Raw genomic sequence first — 16,064 nt, 5'->3', positions numbered from 1 at the left:
ACCGGCTCAAAGCAACACTAGGCCAGATTGAGGTCGTACCGATGAATATGCAAACCAGCACAGTGATGGCGCCCCCGCCTCCTAAGCGCTTGGAAGACATGAAGCTTCCGTCAGTCATGATGCGGGACATCCTGCTCAAGACGATGTTTCGCAAGAACGTCGACATGGTTTCTGATGTCGCAGCAGCAGTGTGCCTGCCCTCAGCCGTGACACAACAGATCATCGATATGGCACGTGAACAGCGTTTCCTCGAAGCAACCGGTACGTTGAACGCCAACAGCGGCAATGAAATGGGTTATCAGCTGACAGACGCAGGCAAGGCCCGCGCGCTCGATGCGCTGTCGCAATCGGAATATTTTGGTGCCATGCCAGTGCCTTTGGATGTGTACCGCGAACAAGTCAAACGCCAATCGATCCGCAATATCCAAATCTCTCGCCAGCAACTGACATCGGCAATGGGGCATCTGATCCTGCCAGACAGCCTGCTGGATCACCTTGGGCCAGCCGTAGGAGCGGGGCGCTCAATCCTGATGTACGGCCCCCCCGGCAACGGCAAATCTTCGATCTCAAACGGAATACGCGATGCAATGGGTGACAAAATCTACGTCCCGCGCGCCATTGAATATGCGGGTCAGGTCATCACAGTATATGACCCTATCGTGCACTCCAAAGCTGAAAGTGACGAACAGGACGCAACCTCATTGCGTCGCGTGGCCCGGTTTGACTCGCGATATGTCAAATGTGACCGCCCCACAGTAATCACCGGGGGTGAGTTGTCTCTCAATATGCTCGACCTGGTCTACAACCCGACTGCGCGCACTTATCAGGCTCCTCTCCAACTGAAGTCGACAGGCGGTATCTTTATTGTCGACGACCTTGGTCGTCAGGAAGAACCACCTCAAGCGTTGGTCAACCGTTGGATTGTCCCATTGGAAGAAAGCAAAGATATTCTGGCGCTTCAATCCGGTGAGAAATTCGAAGTCCCGTTTGATACTTTGGTGATCTTTTCGACCAACTTCCATCCGAATGAAATTTTTGACCAAGCTGCACTACGCCGGATTTTCTTCAAAATCAAAATTGATGGCCCTAGCCAGGAAAACTTCCTGAAGATTTTTGCACTCGTTGCCAAGAAAAAAGGTATGCCACTAAACGAAGGCGCGCTGATTCACTTGTTGAAAAAGAAATACCCGACGATAAACAACGTCTATGCAAACTATCAGCCGATCTTTTTGATTGATCAGATGATTTCGATTTGCGAATTCGAAGGCATTCCGTTGCAGATGACGCCAGCGCTGATTGATCGTGCCTGGGCCAATATGTTTGTCAAAGACGAACATATCGTGAATTAATCTCTGATCGGATTCCTTCACACCGACAATCAAATGGCCAACGCCGCTCCTCCAGGATGCGTTTTCGGTCGCGCGTACTGAAAAGTCCGCGATTCAAAAACGAACGCGCCGTTTTTGCACCTCTCAGATTGTTGCACAATGCGTCGAATTCCGTCATGACAACCGCATGACACCTCGTGCACTTGCCCTATCCGTCCATCTATTCACTGCCACAGGCGCCGTTTTTGCGATGCTGTCCATGCTGGCAGCCGTCGAAGGCAAATGGAGCCTGATGTTCCTTTGGCTTGTGGTAGCCTTTTTTGTCGACGGGCTCGATGGTCCATTGGCGCGCCGTTATCACGTAAAAGTCCACGCAGCCGAGTTTGACGGCGTCCTTTTGGATCTCATCATCGACTATCTGACTTACGTGTTTATACCCGCCTTCGCCCTGTTCAAATCGGGGTTGATGGATGGCTGGACCGGCTGGTTTGCAATCATCGTCATCACCTTTGCCAGTGTAATGTACTTCGCCGATACACGCATGAAATCAAAAGACAATTCCTTTTCTGGATTTCCCGGGTGTTGGAACATGGTGGTGCTCGTGATATTCGCGCTCGAGCCCAATTTCTGGGTCTGTTTGGTATTAGTCTCGGTACTGGCTTTGGCGATGTTCCTGCCGCTCAAATTCGTACACCCGGTCCGCACTGAACGCTGGCGCTGGCTGTCATTGCCAATGGCCTTGGCATGGACATTTTTTGCGGGCTGGGCCGCGTGGGTCGATTTCCATCCCGAAAGCTGGGCCCACTGGGGGTTGGTCGTTACCTCGCTTTATCTGGTGTCCGCTGGCATCGCACAACAGATCATTCCAGCAAAAAACTAGATCAGAAAACCGCCAGCGCCCTCCAGTCGTAACAGGGCCAATTTCGTTTCCACACCACCTAAACCGGAAAAACCCGTCAGCCCCTTGGCACCCATCACTCTGTGGCATGGAATAATCACTGGAATCGGATTACCTCCACAGGCCTGTCCAACCGCTTGGGCAGGCACGCCAAGGTCTTTGGCAATCTCTCCGTAAGTTCGGGTATAGCCAAACGGAATAGCCAACATCGCGTCACAGACAGCGCGCTGAAACTCTGAGCCCACCACATGGAGCGGAAGATCAAACTGCTCACGCGCACCCGCGAAATATTCCAACATTTGCGTTGCTGCCTTCTGCAACAAGACCGTGTCATCCCGACCGCCCTGTCCCCATTCTACGCGCACGATTGCGCCATCACGTTCCTGGATACGCATTTTGCCTGTTGGAGTATCTATCGTTGCTTCTGCCATGCAGACATCCTGCGCCACAAAAAAACGCCCCGCAAGCGGGGCGCTTTCAATTGTGCAACTTTTGGAGTGCGGGGTCGGATCAACGCGCCCCTCCGCGGGGGTGATGATCCTATCCGAATTTAGCCCAAGGCCTCGTTGCATCGACCACAAACCGCTTCATGGCTGTGCTGGCCAACATCTGGCAGGATCTTCCAACAGCGTTGGCATTTCTCGCCATCGGCTTTTTCAAACACAACGCCCACGCCTTCGGATTCCGGCAGGCGGAACGCCTCGGCTGGCATAGGATCACCCGACAGAACAATGTCCGATGTGATACACACATCATCAAACGCCACCGATTTCAGTGCCTCCAACGTGTCACCATCGCGCACATGCACAACCGGAGCGGCCTCAAGCGATGCACCGATTACCTTTTCAGTGCGTTGCACCTCAAGAGCCGCTGTCACCACCCTACGCACTTCACGCACCTTGGCCCATTTTGCTGCCAGTGGTTCGTTCAACCAGTCTGCCGGCGTATCTGGGATATCGACCAGATGGATCGATGATTTTTCACCCGGGAACCGCTCAAGCCAAACTTCTTCCATAGTGAACACTAAGACCGGAGCCAGCCAGGTGGTCAGGCGATGGTAGAGAATGTCCAAAACGGTACGCGCCGCGCGGCGGCGCGCTGTATCACCATCGCAGTACAACGAATCCTTGCGGATATCAAAATAGAAGGCTGACAGTTCTACGGTGGCAAAATTAAATACGGCAGAAAAGACGCCCGAGAAATCATAGGACTTATAGCCTTCGCGCACCTTATGATCCAGCTCGGCCAAACGATGCAGCACCCAGCGTTCCAGCTCTGGCATATCTGCCGGATCAACCCGATCCGCCTCGGTGAACTCTCCCAAAGCGCCCAACATAAACCGCATGGTGTTGCGCAAGCGGCGATAGCTATCGGCCACCCCTTTCAGGATTTCCGGGCCGATCCGCTGATCGTTGGTATAGTCTGTCTGGGCTACCCAAAGACGAAGGATGTCCGCGCCGTACTGCTGAACAACTTTCTCGGGCACGATGGTATTGCCGAGCGATTTGGACATCTTGTTGCCCTTCTCATCCAGCGTGAAGCCATGGGTCAGAACGCCTCGATACGGCGCGCGACCTTTAGTTCCACAAGCCTGCAACATCGACGAATGGAACCATCCACGGTGCTGGTCAGTGCCTTCCAGATAAAGATCGGCCAAGCCATCGTCTGAGCCATCCTCGCGGTCGCGCAGCACGAAGGCATGCGTCGATCCGGAGTCGAACCAAACATCAAGAATATCAAACACTTGAATGTAGTCATCGGCATTATAGTCTTCACCAAGGAACCGCTCTTTGGCGCCTTCAGCATACCAGCTATCCGCGCCTTCAACTTCAAAGGCTTCTGCCACGCGCGCATTGACCGCCTCGTCCCGCAAAAGGAAATCCTCATCCGTTGGCAGCGCGTCTTTCTTGGTAAAGCAGGTCAACGGCACACCCCACGCGCGTTGACGCGATAACACCCAGTCGGGACGGGCTTCGATCATCGAATACAGTCGGTTGCGACCGGTCTGCGGGGTCCACGACACCAGCTTGTCGATGGAATTCAGCGCACGCTCGCGGATCGTGGTGCCGAATTCGTCCTGCCCATCCTCAACGTCCTTGTCGACCGCTGCAAACCACTGTGGCGTGTTGCGGAAGATCACCGGTGCTTTGGAACGCCAGGAATGCGGATAGCTGTGGGTCACACGACCGCGCGCGATCATCGCACCGACCTCGGCCAATTTGTTGATCACAGCCGTGTTGGCACCACCTTCTTTGCCTTTAGATGTGATGATGATTTCACCACCAAACAATGGCAGCGAAGCGCGGAACGACCCGTCTTCGATCACATTGTGGGTCATTTGCAGACCGTGCTTGACCCCAAGGATAAAGTCGTCAGCCCCGTGGCTGGGCGCAGTGTGCACAAAGCCGGTTCCGGCCTCATCCGTTACGTGATCACCGGGCAGCATTGGCACGTCATAGTCCCATTCTCCCTTGCCGCCTTCGACGCCGCGCAACGGGTGGCCACAGATGACCAGATCAAGCTGCTTAGCAGAGACATCCCGTTTGCGGACAAATTCGTCGACCTTGGCCGACTTCATCACATTCTCAGCCAGATTATCAGCCAGCAGGTAATGGTCGCCCTTTTGCGCCCAGTTGCCTTCGGGTGCGGCAGTGACTTTGTACAGCCCATACGACAGGTCCGGGTTGAACGCGATCGCCCGGTTGGAAGGGATTGTCCAAGGGGTCGTCGTCCAGATCACCACGTTCACACCCAACAACCCCGAGCGTGCACCAGTGGCTTCCACGGCGCGAGTCACCGGGAATTTCACCCAGATCGTGTGGGATTTGTGATCATGGTACTCGATCTCGGCCTCGGCCAGTGCGGTTTTCTCAACCGGTGACCACATCACAGGCTTGGAGCCCTGATAAAGCGTGCCGTTCATCAGGAACTTCATGAATTCCTCGGCGATCACACGCTCGGCATGAAAATTCATTGTGAGGTATGGATTTGACCACTTGCCAGCCACACCAAGACGCTTGAACTCATCGCGCTGAATATCAACCCAACCTTCGGCAAATTTGCGGCATTCCTGACGGAAGTCGATAACCGGCACGTCGTCCTTGTCTTTACCTTTGTTGCGATACTGCTCCTCGATCTTCCACTCAATGGGCAGGCCGTGGCAGTCCCAACCGGGGATATAGCGCGCATCTTTGCCCATCATCTGCTGGCTGCGCACAACCATATCTTTCAGAATTTTGTTCAGCGCGTGGCCGATATGCAGATTGCCATTGGCATAGGGGGGGCCGTCATGCAGCGTGAACGACTCGCGTCCTTCTTTTTCGCGCAGGCGGTCGTAGATGCCAATTTCGGCCCAACGATCCAGCCATGCGGGCTCGCGCTTGGGCAAACCAGCACGCATTGGGAAATCAGTTTTTGGCAGGTTCAGTGTGGATTTATAGTCTGGGGTCTCGGCGCACATATTCTGGCGTCCTCGTCTATGTTCGGATCAATGCTTGAAAGGGGCGGCGTAGTGGTTCAAACGCCTTGTCCCGGCGGCTCGTCTTAATCAGAGCGCCGGGCATATAATTCGAATAATGATCGCGAATGGGCGTGTCATGCGCAGCCTTATAAGCTTGCCAGCTTGGCCCGTAAACCCTTGAAACAAGCCCTCGCGCTTGCTGCTTCACCCAGTAGCGGAGAGCTATCCCCCTTTGGTGAAAAGACCGGTTAGCGCGCTTTTGACCAGCTTGGTGACAGAAGGTCGTTTTGTTGCAGCAAAAGGCAAAGGCCGACAGACCTCCATGGCCGCCACTCCAACCCTCGCGGTCAAAACTCCGTTGATCAGACCCTCTCCGAAACGCCGGCTGACTTTGGCCAAGGCGCCACCTCCTGCCAGAGTTCCAATCAGGTCATCCCCAACCGCTACGGCCCCTGTCGCAACAAGATGGGTCATCACTGCCCGCAACAAACGCCAACTGCCCAGAGCGCCGGACCGCCCTCCATAAGTTTCGGCAATCCGGCGGATCATGCCCACATTCGAGGTCAAAGCGACCACTACATCCGCCAGGGTCAACGGGACGAGGGCCGTAACTGTGGCCACCTGCCTTGCGGCTGCTTCGATCTCGCGCATTGCGGCTTTGTCTAAGGGGGCCAGCACCTCAACTTCTGCCAATCCCAACAGGGCATCGGCATCCATCAAGTCTCCCTGACGTTCTGCCAAACGCTCGCGCCCCCAAGCAGTGTCTTCACGTCCTTGGTACAAACGGATCAACTGATCCAGAACACGTCGCGCATCCTTTACGTCACTGGCCCCAAGGGCGGCTTCTGCACCGGATCGGATTGCATCAACACGGCGCAATCGCGCAAAGCCTGCCAGTTCACGTAAGGCTATTCCCAAAGCGATCAGTGCCAATGCTGCAACCAGGCCTGTGACCACCCAGCCCAGCATCGGCGAACGCGCGATCAAACCCGTGGCAAAATCCCAAGCCGCAACGGACACGACCATGCCAAGGATCAACACCAGCAGGCTCCAGAACCAACGTGCCAAACGCGATGGACGCTGCGCAGCCAACTGGGCCGCAACCTGCATCGCCTGCCCATCTGGCAAAGACTCCAATACGTCCGGAACCGGCGGTGCATCGGCTACATTGGGTCCGGGTTTCGTCTCAAGGTCGATCAAAATGGGGCCACTGGTCATAGTCGGTCTCCGATCAGAAACTCCGCGGCCCGGTCCAACCGGATATGCGGCGGGCCTTCACCAGGTTTCAAAGTCAGGTGCGCAGGCGCAAAGGTCATCGTCTGATAATCACCATCCAGCCAGCTTGTCGCCCCTTCACGGGCCGGCGTCAGCAGATGGTTGGGATCTTTCGGCAAATTGCCCGGATGGAACGCTGCCTGTTTGCCTGTGTCCAGCAGGGTGCCACGCACGCAGTCAAGGTCACGACCATTGTGAGTCAGCGTTTCTTCGGTGGTGGCCCGCACCGACGCCACGGCGAGGGCCTGTGTAGCAGCCCCTGCAAATTGCGCGCGATCTGCCGCGTCACGGGTTAGCGCCTGCATAATCCCGGTCAATTGAGGATGCTGAGCATGGTGCAAATGATCTGCCTTGGTTGCTGCAAACAGGATTTTCTCAACCCGTTTTCCGCGCAATAATCGAGCCAGAAATCCGTTCGATCCGGGGCGAAATGCGGTCAGAATATCCGCCATTGCTTCGCGCATATCTTCAACCGCACGCGGGCCTTTGTGGATCGCTCCCAAAGCATCCACCAACACAACCTGCCGATCAATGCGAGCAAAATGATCGCGAAAGAACGGTTTCACAACACGGGATTTGTACGCTTCATAACGTCGTTCCATCTCGCGCCAAAGCGACCGGCGCGGCAACCCGGTTTTTGGTGGCAACGGCGCAAAGGTCAGAACAGGAGATCCCTCCAGATCGCCCGGCAACAAGAACCTACCCGGTGAGCAATCGTAATGCCCCGCATCCCGAGCCGCATTCAGATAAGCCGTAAAGCTTTTGGCCAATGACGCGGCTTTTGGTTCTTCCAGCTTTGCGATGCTGTCAACGGTTTCAACAAGCCCACGAAAGGCCCCGGCCTCTTCGCGCATCGCCAGCCGGGCCAACGTTTCTTTGGACCACTCGGAATAACTCTTGTCGAGCAACCCTAGATCCAACAGCCATTCACCGGGGTAATCCACAATATCCAGATGAACGGTTCGAGGACCTTGTAATCCACCCAGCAACCCTGAGGGTCGGACCTTGAGAGACAGGCGCAACTCGCTGACAGCCCTTGTGCTGTCTGGCCAATGTGGTTCAGGCGACGTCAGCGCAGTCAGGTGAGTTTCATAGTCAAACCTTGGTATGGTCACGTCCGGTTGTGGTTGCAGATAGGCGACCTCAATCCGGCCTTCGCTTTGAGCCAAAAGTCCCGGCATCCGGCCACGGTCCATCAGATTGGCCACCAAAGAGGTGATGAAAACTGTCTTACCTGAGCGCGCTAATCCGGTGACCCCCAATCGGATCACCGGCTCGAAAAATGTTTGTGAAATCGTGTCGCTCACGGTTTCAATGCCACGCGTTACACCGTCTGCCAGAGTGGTGATGACCAAGCCTCAAATCCTCTTTGCTTTGCACCAAAGGTAAGCAGCCCGACTAGACATTGCTAGAGGGGAGAACCACCCGGACCTTCCCCTTTGAGATCGAATGCGTTACCCAGCCGCCATGCCCAGAATTGCTCTTAAAGTTGAATACCACGGAAAACCCTTTGCAGGATGGCAACGGCAGGCGGATCAGCCGTCCGTTCAGGGTGCGATTGAAGATGCTTTGGCGCGACTGGAACCCGGCCCACACACAATTGCTGCCGCTGGGCGCACTGATGCGGGTGTGCATGGATTAGCGCAGGTGGCACATTGTGATTTGACAAAAAACTGGGACCCTTTCCGGCTTTCTGAGGCGCTCAATCATCATCTGAAACCGCTGCCCGTCGCAATTGTGGATGCTGCACGGGTCGACGATGACTGGCATGCACGGTTTTCGGCCGTGGAACGGCGTTATTTGTTTCGACTATTGATGCGGCGCGCACCAGCAACCCATTTGAATGGCTTGGTGTGGCGGGTTAACCACTCGCTGGACGCGAGCGCGATGCAAGTCGCAGCAAACTATCTGATTGGTCACCACGACTTTACCACGTTCCGGAGCTCGATTTGCCAAGCAGCGAGTCCAGTGAAAACGCTTGATGAATTGCGCGTAGAGCAGGTCGACACGCTTTGGGGGCCGGAAATTCACTTTCACGTCCGTGCGCGATCATTCCTGCACAATCAGGTCCGCAGCTTTGTCGGCACTTTAGAGCGGGTTGGCTCCGGGGGCTGGGCTCCGAAACAGGTTCGCGATGCTCTTGCCGCTTGTGATCGCGCCGCCTGTGGTCCGGTAAGCCCCCCGCAAGGTCTATTTCTCGCAGGTGTCGGATATCCTTCAGACCCCTTTGCCAAATGATCAGCTTACCGCGCCACTGGCACGGCCCTAGCGCGCCAAACGCACTTCATTCACGCTCACTTTCCCTCAAGGCAACTCTTGACCATCCCTGTTGGAATAGTGCTTTCTGGAACGCACCCAAAACCCGAGGTAAACCATGTTCAATCCAGTCATCACCGGTACCGGCGTCTTCACGCCAGACCAGATCATCACCAATGATGAGCTGGTCGAAGCCTTTAATGCCTATGCCGATCTGATGAACCTGAAAAACGCAACGGCGATTACCGCCGGAGATGCGGTTCCCATTGAGCATTCTTCCAGCGACTTTATTTTCAAGGCCTCCGGTATCGAACAGCGGTTTGTCATCGATAAAACTGGCGTGCTGAATCCAGAGGTAATGCACCCCTTGTTCCCGGAACGCGCAGATAACGACATTTCTCTGATGGCGGAAATGGCGCTCGTTTCCTGCAAAAAGGCGCTGGAACAGTCTGGCGTTACAGCCGAGGCCGTTGATCTGGTGATCTGTGCTGCCTCAAACATGGAACGATCCTACCCGGCTGTCGCGATCGAAATTCAGGAGGCCCTGGGGGCGGGCGGGTTTTCATTTGACATGAACGTGGCCTGTTCGTCGGCCACTTTTGGCATTCAGGCGGCTGCCGATATGGTGCGAACAGGGTCCGTGAAAAAGGCCATTGTCGTCAATCCCGAGATTTGCTCAGCCCACCTTGAGTGGCGCGACCGGGATTGCCATTTCATCTTTGGAGACGTCTCAACGGCCACGGTGATTGAACGCGAGGAAGACGTCAAAGGCGACTATTTTGAAATCCTTTCCACTCGCTGCGCCACGCAATTTTCCAACAACATTCGCAACAACAATGGCTATCTGCGCCGGTCAAGGCCCTATGGGCTCGAAGACCGCCGCGACATGCAATTCATGCAGAACGGCCGGAAAGTTTTCAAAGAAGTGTTGCCTATGGTGTCTGGGCATATCCTGAAGCATATGGCCGATGAGGGCGTTTCCAAAGATGATCTCCGGCGGATTTGGCTACATCAGGCAAACAAATCGATGAATGACTTCATCGGTCGAAAGGTTCTGGGCCGCACGCCGGAACCGGGTGAACAACCCAATATCTTGCAGGACTATGCCAATACGTCTTCGGCAGGCTCGATCATCGCCTTTTCACAAAACTCCGCCGATCTTAATCCGGGAGATCACGGGCTGATTTGCTCATTTGGTGCAGGATACTCTGTCGGCTCGATCCTGGTGCGCAAACACTAAGTCTCAAGCCACCTTGGCTCAGACGGTTTCGTCTTCGAGGTGCAGCTTCATCTCGATCAGAACATGTTGCAACGCTGCGGTTTCTTTCAACATCCGCTTGGCTTCGTTCATGGTGATAATACCATCCTGAATGGACTGATTGTATTCCGCCATCAACATCGCGAACCGTTGGCTCAACATGATAACATCTGCATTGACCGCACCTTCGCGATCTTCAGTGTTCTTTCGACTTTCGTTGTAGGAAAGGCTGATCCCTTTCAACTCGGCCAGCGCGGAAGTCACATGGGGGTAGCTCGCCGCCTCTTCCAAGGCCGCTACCGCATCGATCGGCATAAAGCGATCGGCATGTTCTGCGTTGTGCGAATAATAACGGCCCAAAGTGGCTTTGGACTTCCCGGTCAGTTCGCAAGCAGCTTCGATGCCCACGTCCTTGACCAGGGCTTCAGAATGCTTCTTCAAATAAGAGCCAAAAGCGGCCATACTCACGTCCCCCAAAACACGGCGTCCCCAAGCGGGGAAATCATACAGTCGTTTCCCCTTAAAGGGTTAACTGAGAAATGTCATTTGTAAAGTGCTCGCAAAGTGACGCGGGCACTTGAATGTCCACTCTCTCGGTAAGGGCATTCACATGGGGGGTGCCTGAAATAGCGCTAAGCTATGGGTCTCTCTGCCGGGTTGATTATGAGTGTTTTGCTTTCCACCATCCCCAGAGACCTAGTCTCGGGAAAGTATTGAACGGTAGACCGGTAGGCTCGGGAAGCTGTGTTTTTGGCTCTCCCGGGCCCCGTGGCCGTCTTTCTGCTCTTGCATCGATTACGGCTCAGAGATTATCACCCGGGCATGGCCAAATTGTACTTTCACTTTTCCACTATGAATGCGGGTAAATCGACTGTTCTGTTACAGGCGTCCCACAACTATCATGAACGTGGTATGCAAACCTACTTGCTCACAGCACGGTTTGACAATCGCGCGGGACAGGGGCGAATCGCGTCGCGGATTGGCATCGGAGCAGACGCCGATACGTTCGATGCGTCCGATGACCTTTTTGAAAAAATTCAAAACCGGGTAGCCCAAGGTGAAATTGCCTGTGTGTTTCTGGATGAAGCCCAATTCCTCACCGAAAAGCAGGTTTGGCAACTGGCGCGGGCGGTAGACGATCTGGGCGTACCCGTGATGTGCTATGGCCTGCGCGTTGATTTTCGAGGCAAGCTTTTCCCCGGTTCCGCAGCGCTCTTGGCACTGGCCGATGAAATGCGCGAAGTACGTACAATCTGTCATTGCGGCAAGAAGGCCACTATGGTGGTCCGTCAGAATGCGGACGGACAGGCCCTGCGCGAAGGCGCGCAAGTGCAGATCGGTGGCAACGAAACCTATCTGTCGCTTTGCCGCCGTCATTGGCGCGAAGCGGTTGGCGATACCGCCTAATTCACCCGATTGGGCAGTTTGCGCCCTTCGGCAAAGGCCTCTAGGTTATTTACTGCCATCTGCCCCATATTGACCCGTACTTCGAGCGCCGCTGTACCCAGGTGGGGCAGCAAGGTCACGTTTTCCAGCGTTTTCAACGCTTCTGGAATCACAGGCTCATTCTCGTAAACATCAAGACCGGCCCCTGCGATACTTCCATTTTCCAACGCCTCGACTAGGGCTGCTTCATCAACAACATCGCCGCGCGAAATATTGATAAAATAGCTGTGCGGCTGCATCGCGTTCAAGACGCTTTGCCCTATTAAGTGGCGGGTTTCCGGTCCGCCCGGAATGGCGGCCACCAGAACATCTACCTGCCCGGCCATTTTCTCAATCGTTTCGACCTGTTGGGTGTCGAATTCCATTCGCCGCGGGGAACGATTTACAAATTGCACCCGCATCCCAAACCCAAAAAAACATCGCTGCGCAATCGCCTGACCAATCCGGCCCATTCCAACGATGCCAACGGTCTTGCCTGACAGATGCATGCCCAGCATTTGTGTTGGATGCCAGCCCGTCCATTGCCCAGAACGCACCAATCTTTCGCCTTCGCCAGCCCGACGCGCGCTCATCAGCATCAATGTCATAGCAATGTCAGCTGTTGCATCCGTGACCGCTCCCGGCGTGTTGGTTACTGCAATCCCAAACTCTGCGGCAGCTTTGGCATCAATGTGATTAAATCCAACCCCAAAATTCGCCAAAATCCGGCACTTTGGATTCGGCACATCAAAGAACACCGACGCCTCAAACATATCCCCCAAGGTTGGCAAAACGGCATCAAATCCCCGCAAAGCATTGCGCAACTCTTCATCGGTCAGGGGCGTATTTCTGTCTCGAACGGACACCTCATAATGATACGCCAGATTATCCAAAATCGTTTGCGGCAAAGGCCGAGTCACAAGTAATGTTTTCAATGCATTCGCCCTCCGGCAGGCACTTCCGTATCCGGCCCAATTAAAACGATCTCGCCGTTTTCATCCGGCAATCCCAACACCAAAATTTCTGACATGAACTTACCAATCTGGCGCGGTGAAAAGTTGACCACAGCCATGACTTGCTTACCAATCAGCGTTTCTGGCTCATAGTGCCGGGTGATCTGAGCCGAACTTTTGCGTTCTCCAATCTCGCTCCCAAAATCCACCCAAAGCTTGATCGCAGGCTTGCGCGCCTCGGGATAGGGTTCGGCCCGCACGACAGTGCCGACGCGGATATCAACCCTGAGGAAATCGTCAAATTCTATTTCACTCACCGGCCAGTTCCCTTGAGCGATCCGCCGCAGCAGCAACGGTTTTTTGGATCAAGCGCGGTAAACCAATCTGCTGATCCATCAACACCTCAAGACCGGCCTGTGTCGTGCCATTTGGACTGGTCACATTCACCCGCAGTTGTGACGGTGTCTCTTCAGCCCGCTCAGCCAGCGCCCCGGCCCCCGCGACAGTGGCCTTGGCCAACACCATCGACATTTCCGCCGACAGGCCTTGTGCTTCTCCGGCTGCTGCCAGGGTCTCGATAAGATGGAAAACATAAGCAGGTCCCGAACCGCTGACACCGGTCACGGCATCGATTTGGCTTTCAGAATCTAGACGCACGACCTGTCCGATAGTCGACAACAATTGCTCAGCCAGCGCCATTCTGACATCTGTGGCCTGAGCGTTGCCAATGATGGCCGTTATCCCCTTGCCGACAGCAGCTGGTGTGTTTGGCATCGCTCGAATGACAGGAGTCTGTGCGCCAAGAACGGCCTCATAGTGGCCAATCCCAATACCGGCCGCCACCGACATGAACAGCGTCTCCCCATTGCCCATGGGCTGCAAAACAGGCAACGCTTCTGCCATGATCTGCGGCTTGACGGCCACAAGAACAACTGCCGGAGCCTTTGGTAAATCCGCGTTCACATGCACGCCCGTTTGCGTGACATACTCATTTGGAAAAGGGTCCTGGACCCAGACCGAGCTTACTGGCAAACCATCTGCCAGCCAGCCTTGCAGCATTGCGGACCCCATCTTCCCGCAGCCCAACAAAACCAGGCCGCGCTCAGCAACAATGTCCATACTCATGATAATCCCCTGTCTGTGTCTGCAGGGATAGTGTTACGCGCGCCCGTAAGCCTCTGCAATGGCGACCTGCATAGCGTTGTCAACAGAACGCTCGCCCCAGACAACAAGCTGAAAAGCCGGGTAAAACCGCTCGGCGCTCAGAACGGCCGCCTGAATCATTGTATCAATCTGATCGGGGCTGGCATCTTGCCCGCCAGCCAACACAAGACCGTAGCGATAGATCATCAGCTTTTGCGGCGCCCAGAACGTGAATGCTCCAGCCCAACACTGATCATTCACCGCATTCAGAGCTTCGTGCAACTGAGGGATTTTTTCCTCGGGCGGCTCCATCTCGAACGAGCACACAAGCCTCAGGGTTTCATCATAGGCTGACCAAGCCAGCGTAATTGAATAAGTCCGCCACTGACCCTCAACGGCCATCGCGATCTGATCGTCCGCGATTCGATCAAAGCTCCAATCATGGTACTCAGCGATGTGTTCGACGATATCAATCGGGTGAACGTCTTCTTCCAGAATACTCTCTGACAGTGCCATGGGCCCACCTATTTTCTACTCTTGCGCTGGGGGATTGGCAGCGCCCCTAGCGCTTGGTGCCTGCTCAATGGAAAGCGGATTTTTGTGCCTTCCTTACCAGATATGGTGGTCTGCAAGTGGCTCTCTGTAAAGTAAAATATTTGTGGATAACACAATAAGTTGTGGATTATTCACCCCAAGGCACAAGAAATTGTCCACAGGCTCCAGCCTTTGAACGGTCACGCCAGCCTATCTCAAACCATCATCTGGTTCGAAATATCCTCGAGGGTGAATGGGGCCCGGCACCGGGGCCAGAGGGGGCAGACAGCCCCCCTTACACCAACAATCTAAGACTCCGCGCGCGAAGCCACCTTGGCCCCATCGGACAAGCCCGCCGAAGGATACAGAATCACACCCTGTCCTGCTTCCAACCCTTCAATAATCTGTGCATCCAATCCGTTGTTCTGGCCCGGCACAACTGGAGTTAGAATAGCCGCGCCTTCCTGCACCACAAACACAGCCCAATTGCCATTGTCTCTGAACAACGCGCTTGAAGGCGCAATCACAATGTCTTCGGCCTCCCAAACCACAATTCGGGTTTCGACACGAAATCCATGCCCCAAACTCACAAGGCTTTCAGGAGGGTCTGTAAACCGGATCACCGCATTGACCCTCTGTTCCTCGACGCCCAGCGCGGAATATTTGGTAAAGCCCCAGGGATCGATACGCTCGACCGTGCCATTCAGATCCTTTGCGCCCCCCCAATTGGTGATCAACACCCTGTCCCCAACGTGGACTTGAACGGCATCGGTCGACAACAGTTCGACCACCACCTCAAGGTCGGTGCCTGTGTCACCAACTTCCAGAACCGGCGCACCCGCCGGTAAAATGGTTTCACTTTGTTGGATCACTTGCAGCACCACACCGGTGATTGGTGACGGAAGGTCGATCGCCTCAGATCTGCCTGCCCCGGCATAAAACCCGGCATCATCAAACCCAATCAACGTCGCGCGGGCATTGTTCAGATCGGCAATCCGCATGGAAATCGCAGCACGCGCGGTATCAACCATCGCATCCGCTGCGCGCATTAGGCTGCTCGCGCGATCCAACGTGGCCTGCGGAACATTGCCCTTTTCATAGAGCGATTTCGCACGATCAAGATCCGTTCTCGCGAAATCCCGATCAGCCATAGCTTTGTTCAAATCAGCCTCTGACACACGCAAGGCAGCCTCCGAAGCGGCAATGGCAGCGCGAGCCTGTTCTCGTGTGCGCACGTCCAAGGCCGATGGGTTCGTTGGCATCATCCGGGCTACAACTGTCTCCCCTTTGACCACATGGTCGCCTGGTTGCAGATCGACCCGCAGCAAATGCCCGGCAATCGGGGTCGACACCACGTAAGGGTCGCGCACTCGTGTGCGGGCTTCTTCATCAACGGTTTGCATCATCGCCCCACGGCGCACCTCACCCAGATCAACCAACGCGGGCTTTGGCCAAAAGGCCGTCGCCAGACCAGCCCCGACCAAGGCCACGGCGATCAAGGTCAAAAACCGACGGGATTGTTTTTTTGCCATGG

Annotated in this window: 15 protein-coding genes; 5 read left to right on the top strand and 10 right to left on the bottom strand. The window is 55.0% G+C overall.

All coding sequences use genetic code 11. The features are described 5' to 3' along the window. Positions 1-41 precede the first annotated feature (41 nt). Together BUC32_RS02405 and BUC32_RS02400 are read left to right on the top strand one after the other, a co-directional pair. Positions 42-1,349 (top strand): ATPase, encoded by a 1,308-nt coding sequence (locus BUC32_RS02405; RefSeq protein WP_073249017.1) that lies wholly within the window; start codon positions 42-44, stop codon positions 1,347-1,349. Between the two features lie 166 nt (positions 1,350-1,515). Then, positions 1,516-2,208: a CDP-alcohol phosphatidyltransferase family protein gene (locus tag BUC32_RS02400; protein ID WP_073249015.1), complete on the top strand. Its 693-nt coding sequence runs from the start codon at positions 1,516-1,518 to the stop codon at positions 2,206-2,208. On the opposite strand, the gene BUC32_RS02395 is transcribed toward BUC32_RS02400, so the two are convergent. The 4 genes from BUC32_RS02395 to BUC32_RS02380 form a co-directional block, all read right to left on the bottom strand. After that, entirely contained in the window at positions 2,205-2,657 is a 453-nt protein-coding gene (locus tag BUC32_RS02395; RefSeq protein ID WP_073249253.1) for a methylated-DNA--[protein]-cysteine S-methyltransferase, read from the bottom strand. The two genes, BUC32_RS02400 and BUC32_RS02395, sit on opposite strands and share 4 nt — an antisense overlap. Positions 2,658-2,776: 119 nt before the next feature. Further along, complete coding sequence (ileS, locus tag BUC32_RS02390; protein ID WP_073249013.1) at positions 2,777-5,686, bottom strand: isoleucine--tRNA ligase; 2,910 nt, start codon at positions 5,684-5,686, stop codon at positions 2,777-2,779. A gap of 222 nt (positions 5,687-5,908) precedes the next feature. Then, positions 5,909-6,904 carry a YcjF family protein gene (locus BUC32_RS02385; protein WP_073249011.1) on the bottom strand — a complete coding sequence of 332 codons (996 nt, stop codon included), beginning with the start codon at positions 6,902-6,904 and terminating at the stop codon, positions 5,909-5,911. Then, positions 6,901-8,316 (bottom strand): YcjX family GTP-binding protein, encoded by a 1,416-nt coding sequence (locus BUC32_RS02380; RefSeq protein ID WP_073249009.1) that lies wholly within the window; start codon positions 8,314-8,316, stop codon positions 6,901-6,903. The genes BUC32_RS02385 and BUC32_RS02380 overlap by 4 nt, the downstream gene beginning before the upstream one ends. 112 nt (positions 8,317-8,428) lie before the next feature. On the opposite strand from BUC32_RS02380, the gene truA reads away from it, so the two are divergent. Further along, positions 8,429-9,199 (top strand): tRNA pseudouridine(38-40) synthase TruA, encoded by a 771-nt coding sequence (truA, locus tag BUC32_RS02375; protein WP_073249007.1) that lies wholly within the window; start codon positions 8,429-8,431, stop codon positions 9,197-9,199. Between the two features lie 136 nt (positions 9,200-9,335). After that, complete coding sequence (locus tag BUC32_RS02370; RefSeq protein ID WP_073249005.1) at positions 9,336-10,457, top strand: beta-ketoacyl-ACP synthase III; 1,122 nt, start codon at positions 9,336-9,338, stop codon at positions 10,455-10,457. A gap of 18 nt (positions 10,458-10,475) precedes the next feature. On the opposite strand, the gene BUC32_RS02365 is transcribed toward BUC32_RS02370, so the two are convergent. Further along, the gene (locus BUC32_RS02365; RefSeq protein WP_073249003.1) at positions 10,476-10,937 is read right to left on the bottom strand and encodes a hypothetical protein; all 462 of its coding nucleotides are present in this window, start codon (positions 10,935-10,937) and stop codon (positions 10,476-10,478) included. Between the two features lie 360 nt (positions 10,938-11,297). Between BUC32_RS02365 and BUC32_RS02360 the strand changes: the two genes are divergently transcribed. Then, positions 11,298-11,882: a thymidine kinase gene (locus BUC32_RS02360; protein WP_073249001.1), complete on the top strand. Its 585-nt coding sequence runs from the start codon at positions 11,298-11,300 to the stop codon at positions 11,880-11,882. On the opposite strand, the gene BUC32_RS02355 is transcribed toward BUC32_RS02360, so the two are convergent. The 5 genes from BUC32_RS02355 to BUC32_RS02335 all read right to left on the bottom strand — a co-directional run bounded on the left by BUC32_RS02355 (position 11,879) and on the right by BUC32_RS02335 (position 16,062). After that, positions 11,879-12,835 carry a 2-hydroxyacid dehydrogenase gene (locus BUC32_RS02355; protein ID WP_073248999.1) on the bottom strand — a complete coding sequence of 319 codons (957 nt, stop codon included), beginning with the start codon at positions 12,833-12,835 and terminating at the stop codon, positions 11,879-11,881. The two genes, BUC32_RS02360 and BUC32_RS02355, sit on opposite strands and share 4 nt — an antisense overlap. After that, positions 12,832-13,170 carry a tRNA-binding protein gene (locus tag BUC32_RS02350; RefSeq protein ID WP_073248997.1) on the bottom strand — a complete coding sequence of 113 codons (339 nt, stop codon included), beginning with the start codon at positions 13,168-13,170 and terminating at the stop codon, positions 12,832-12,834. The genes BUC32_RS02355 and BUC32_RS02350 overlap by 4 nt, the downstream gene beginning before the upstream one ends. Continuing rightward, entirely contained in the window at positions 13,163-13,978 is an 816-nt protein-coding gene (proC, locus tag BUC32_RS02345; RefSeq protein WP_073248989.1) for a pyrroline-5-carboxylate reductase, read from the bottom strand. The genes BUC32_RS02350 and proC overlap by 8 nt, the downstream gene beginning before the upstream one ends. A 33-nt stretch (positions 13,979-14,011) precedes the next feature. Further along, complete coding sequence (locus tag BUC32_RS02340) at positions 14,012-14,512, bottom strand: type III secretion system chaperone family protein (RefSeq protein WP_073248987.1); 501 nt, start codon at positions 14,510-14,512, stop codon at positions 14,012-14,014. Between the two features lie 326 nt (positions 14,513-14,838). Continuing rightward, positions 14,839-16,062: an efflux RND transporter periplasmic adaptor subunit gene (locus BUC32_RS02335; protein WP_073248985.1), complete on the bottom strand. Its 1,224-nt coding sequence runs from the start codon at positions 16,060-16,062 to the stop codon at positions 14,839-14,841. Between the last annotated feature and the right edge of the window lie 2 nt (positions 16,063-16,064).

The organism is Shimia gijangensis (genome assembly GCF_900142085.1).
Lineage (GTDB): Bacteria > Pseudomonadota > Alphaproteobacteria > Rhodobacterales > Rhodobacteraceae > Shimia > Shimia gijangensis.
The sequence above is the reverse complement of the archived record's forward strand: the minus strand, read 5'-3'. Positions and strand labels throughout refer to the sequence as shown.

Bases quoted from the DNA above. Each gene is read 5' to 3' on its own strand.
- BUC32_RS02340 (WP_073248987.1), bottom strand. From the start codon at position 14,512: ATGGCACTGTCAGAGAGTATTCTGGAAGAAGACGTTCACCCGATTGAT.
- proC (WP_073248989.1), bottom strand. From the start codon at position 13,978: ATGAGTATGGACATTGTTGCTGAGCGCGGCCTGGTTTTGTTGGGCTGC.
- ileS (WP_073249013.1), bottom strand. From the start codon at position 5,686: ATGTGCGCCGAGACCCCAGACTATAAATCCACACTGAACCTGCCAAAA.
- BUC32_RS02385 (WP_073249011.1), bottom strand. From the start codon at position 6,904: ATGACCAGTGGCCCCATTTTGATCGACCTTGAGACGAAACCCGGACCC.
- BUC32_RS02365 (WP_073249003.1), bottom strand. From the start codon at position 10,937: ATGGCCGCTTTTGGCTCTTATTTGAAGAAGCATTCTGAAGCCCTGGTC.
- BUC32_RS02395 (WP_073249253.1), bottom strand. From the start codon at position 2,657: ATGGCAGAAGCAACGATAGATACTCCAACAGGCAAAATGCGTATCCAG.
- BUC32_RS02400 (WP_073249015.1), top strand. From the start codon at position 1,516: ATGACACCTCGTGCACTTGCCCTATCCGTCCATCTATTCACTGCCACA.
- BUC32_RS02370 (WP_073249005.1), top strand. From the start codon at position 9,336: ATGTTCAATCCAGTCATCACCGGTACCGGCGTCTTCACGCCAGACCAG.
- truA (WP_073249007.1), top strand. From the start codon at position 8,429: ATGCCCAGAATTGCTCTTAAAGTTGAATACCACGGAAAACCCTTTGCA.
- BUC32_RS02360 (WP_073249001.1), top strand. From the start codon at position 11,298: ATGGCCAAATTGTACTTTCACTTTTCCACTATGAATGCGGGTAAATCG.
- BUC32_RS02335 (WP_073248985.1), bottom strand. From the start codon at position 16,062: ATGGCAAAAAAACAATCCCGTCGGTTTTTGACCTTGATCGCCGTGGCC.
- BUC32_RS02405 (WP_073249017.1), top strand. From the start codon at position 42: ATGAATATGCAAACCAGCACAGTGATGGCGCCCCCGCCTCCTAAGCGC.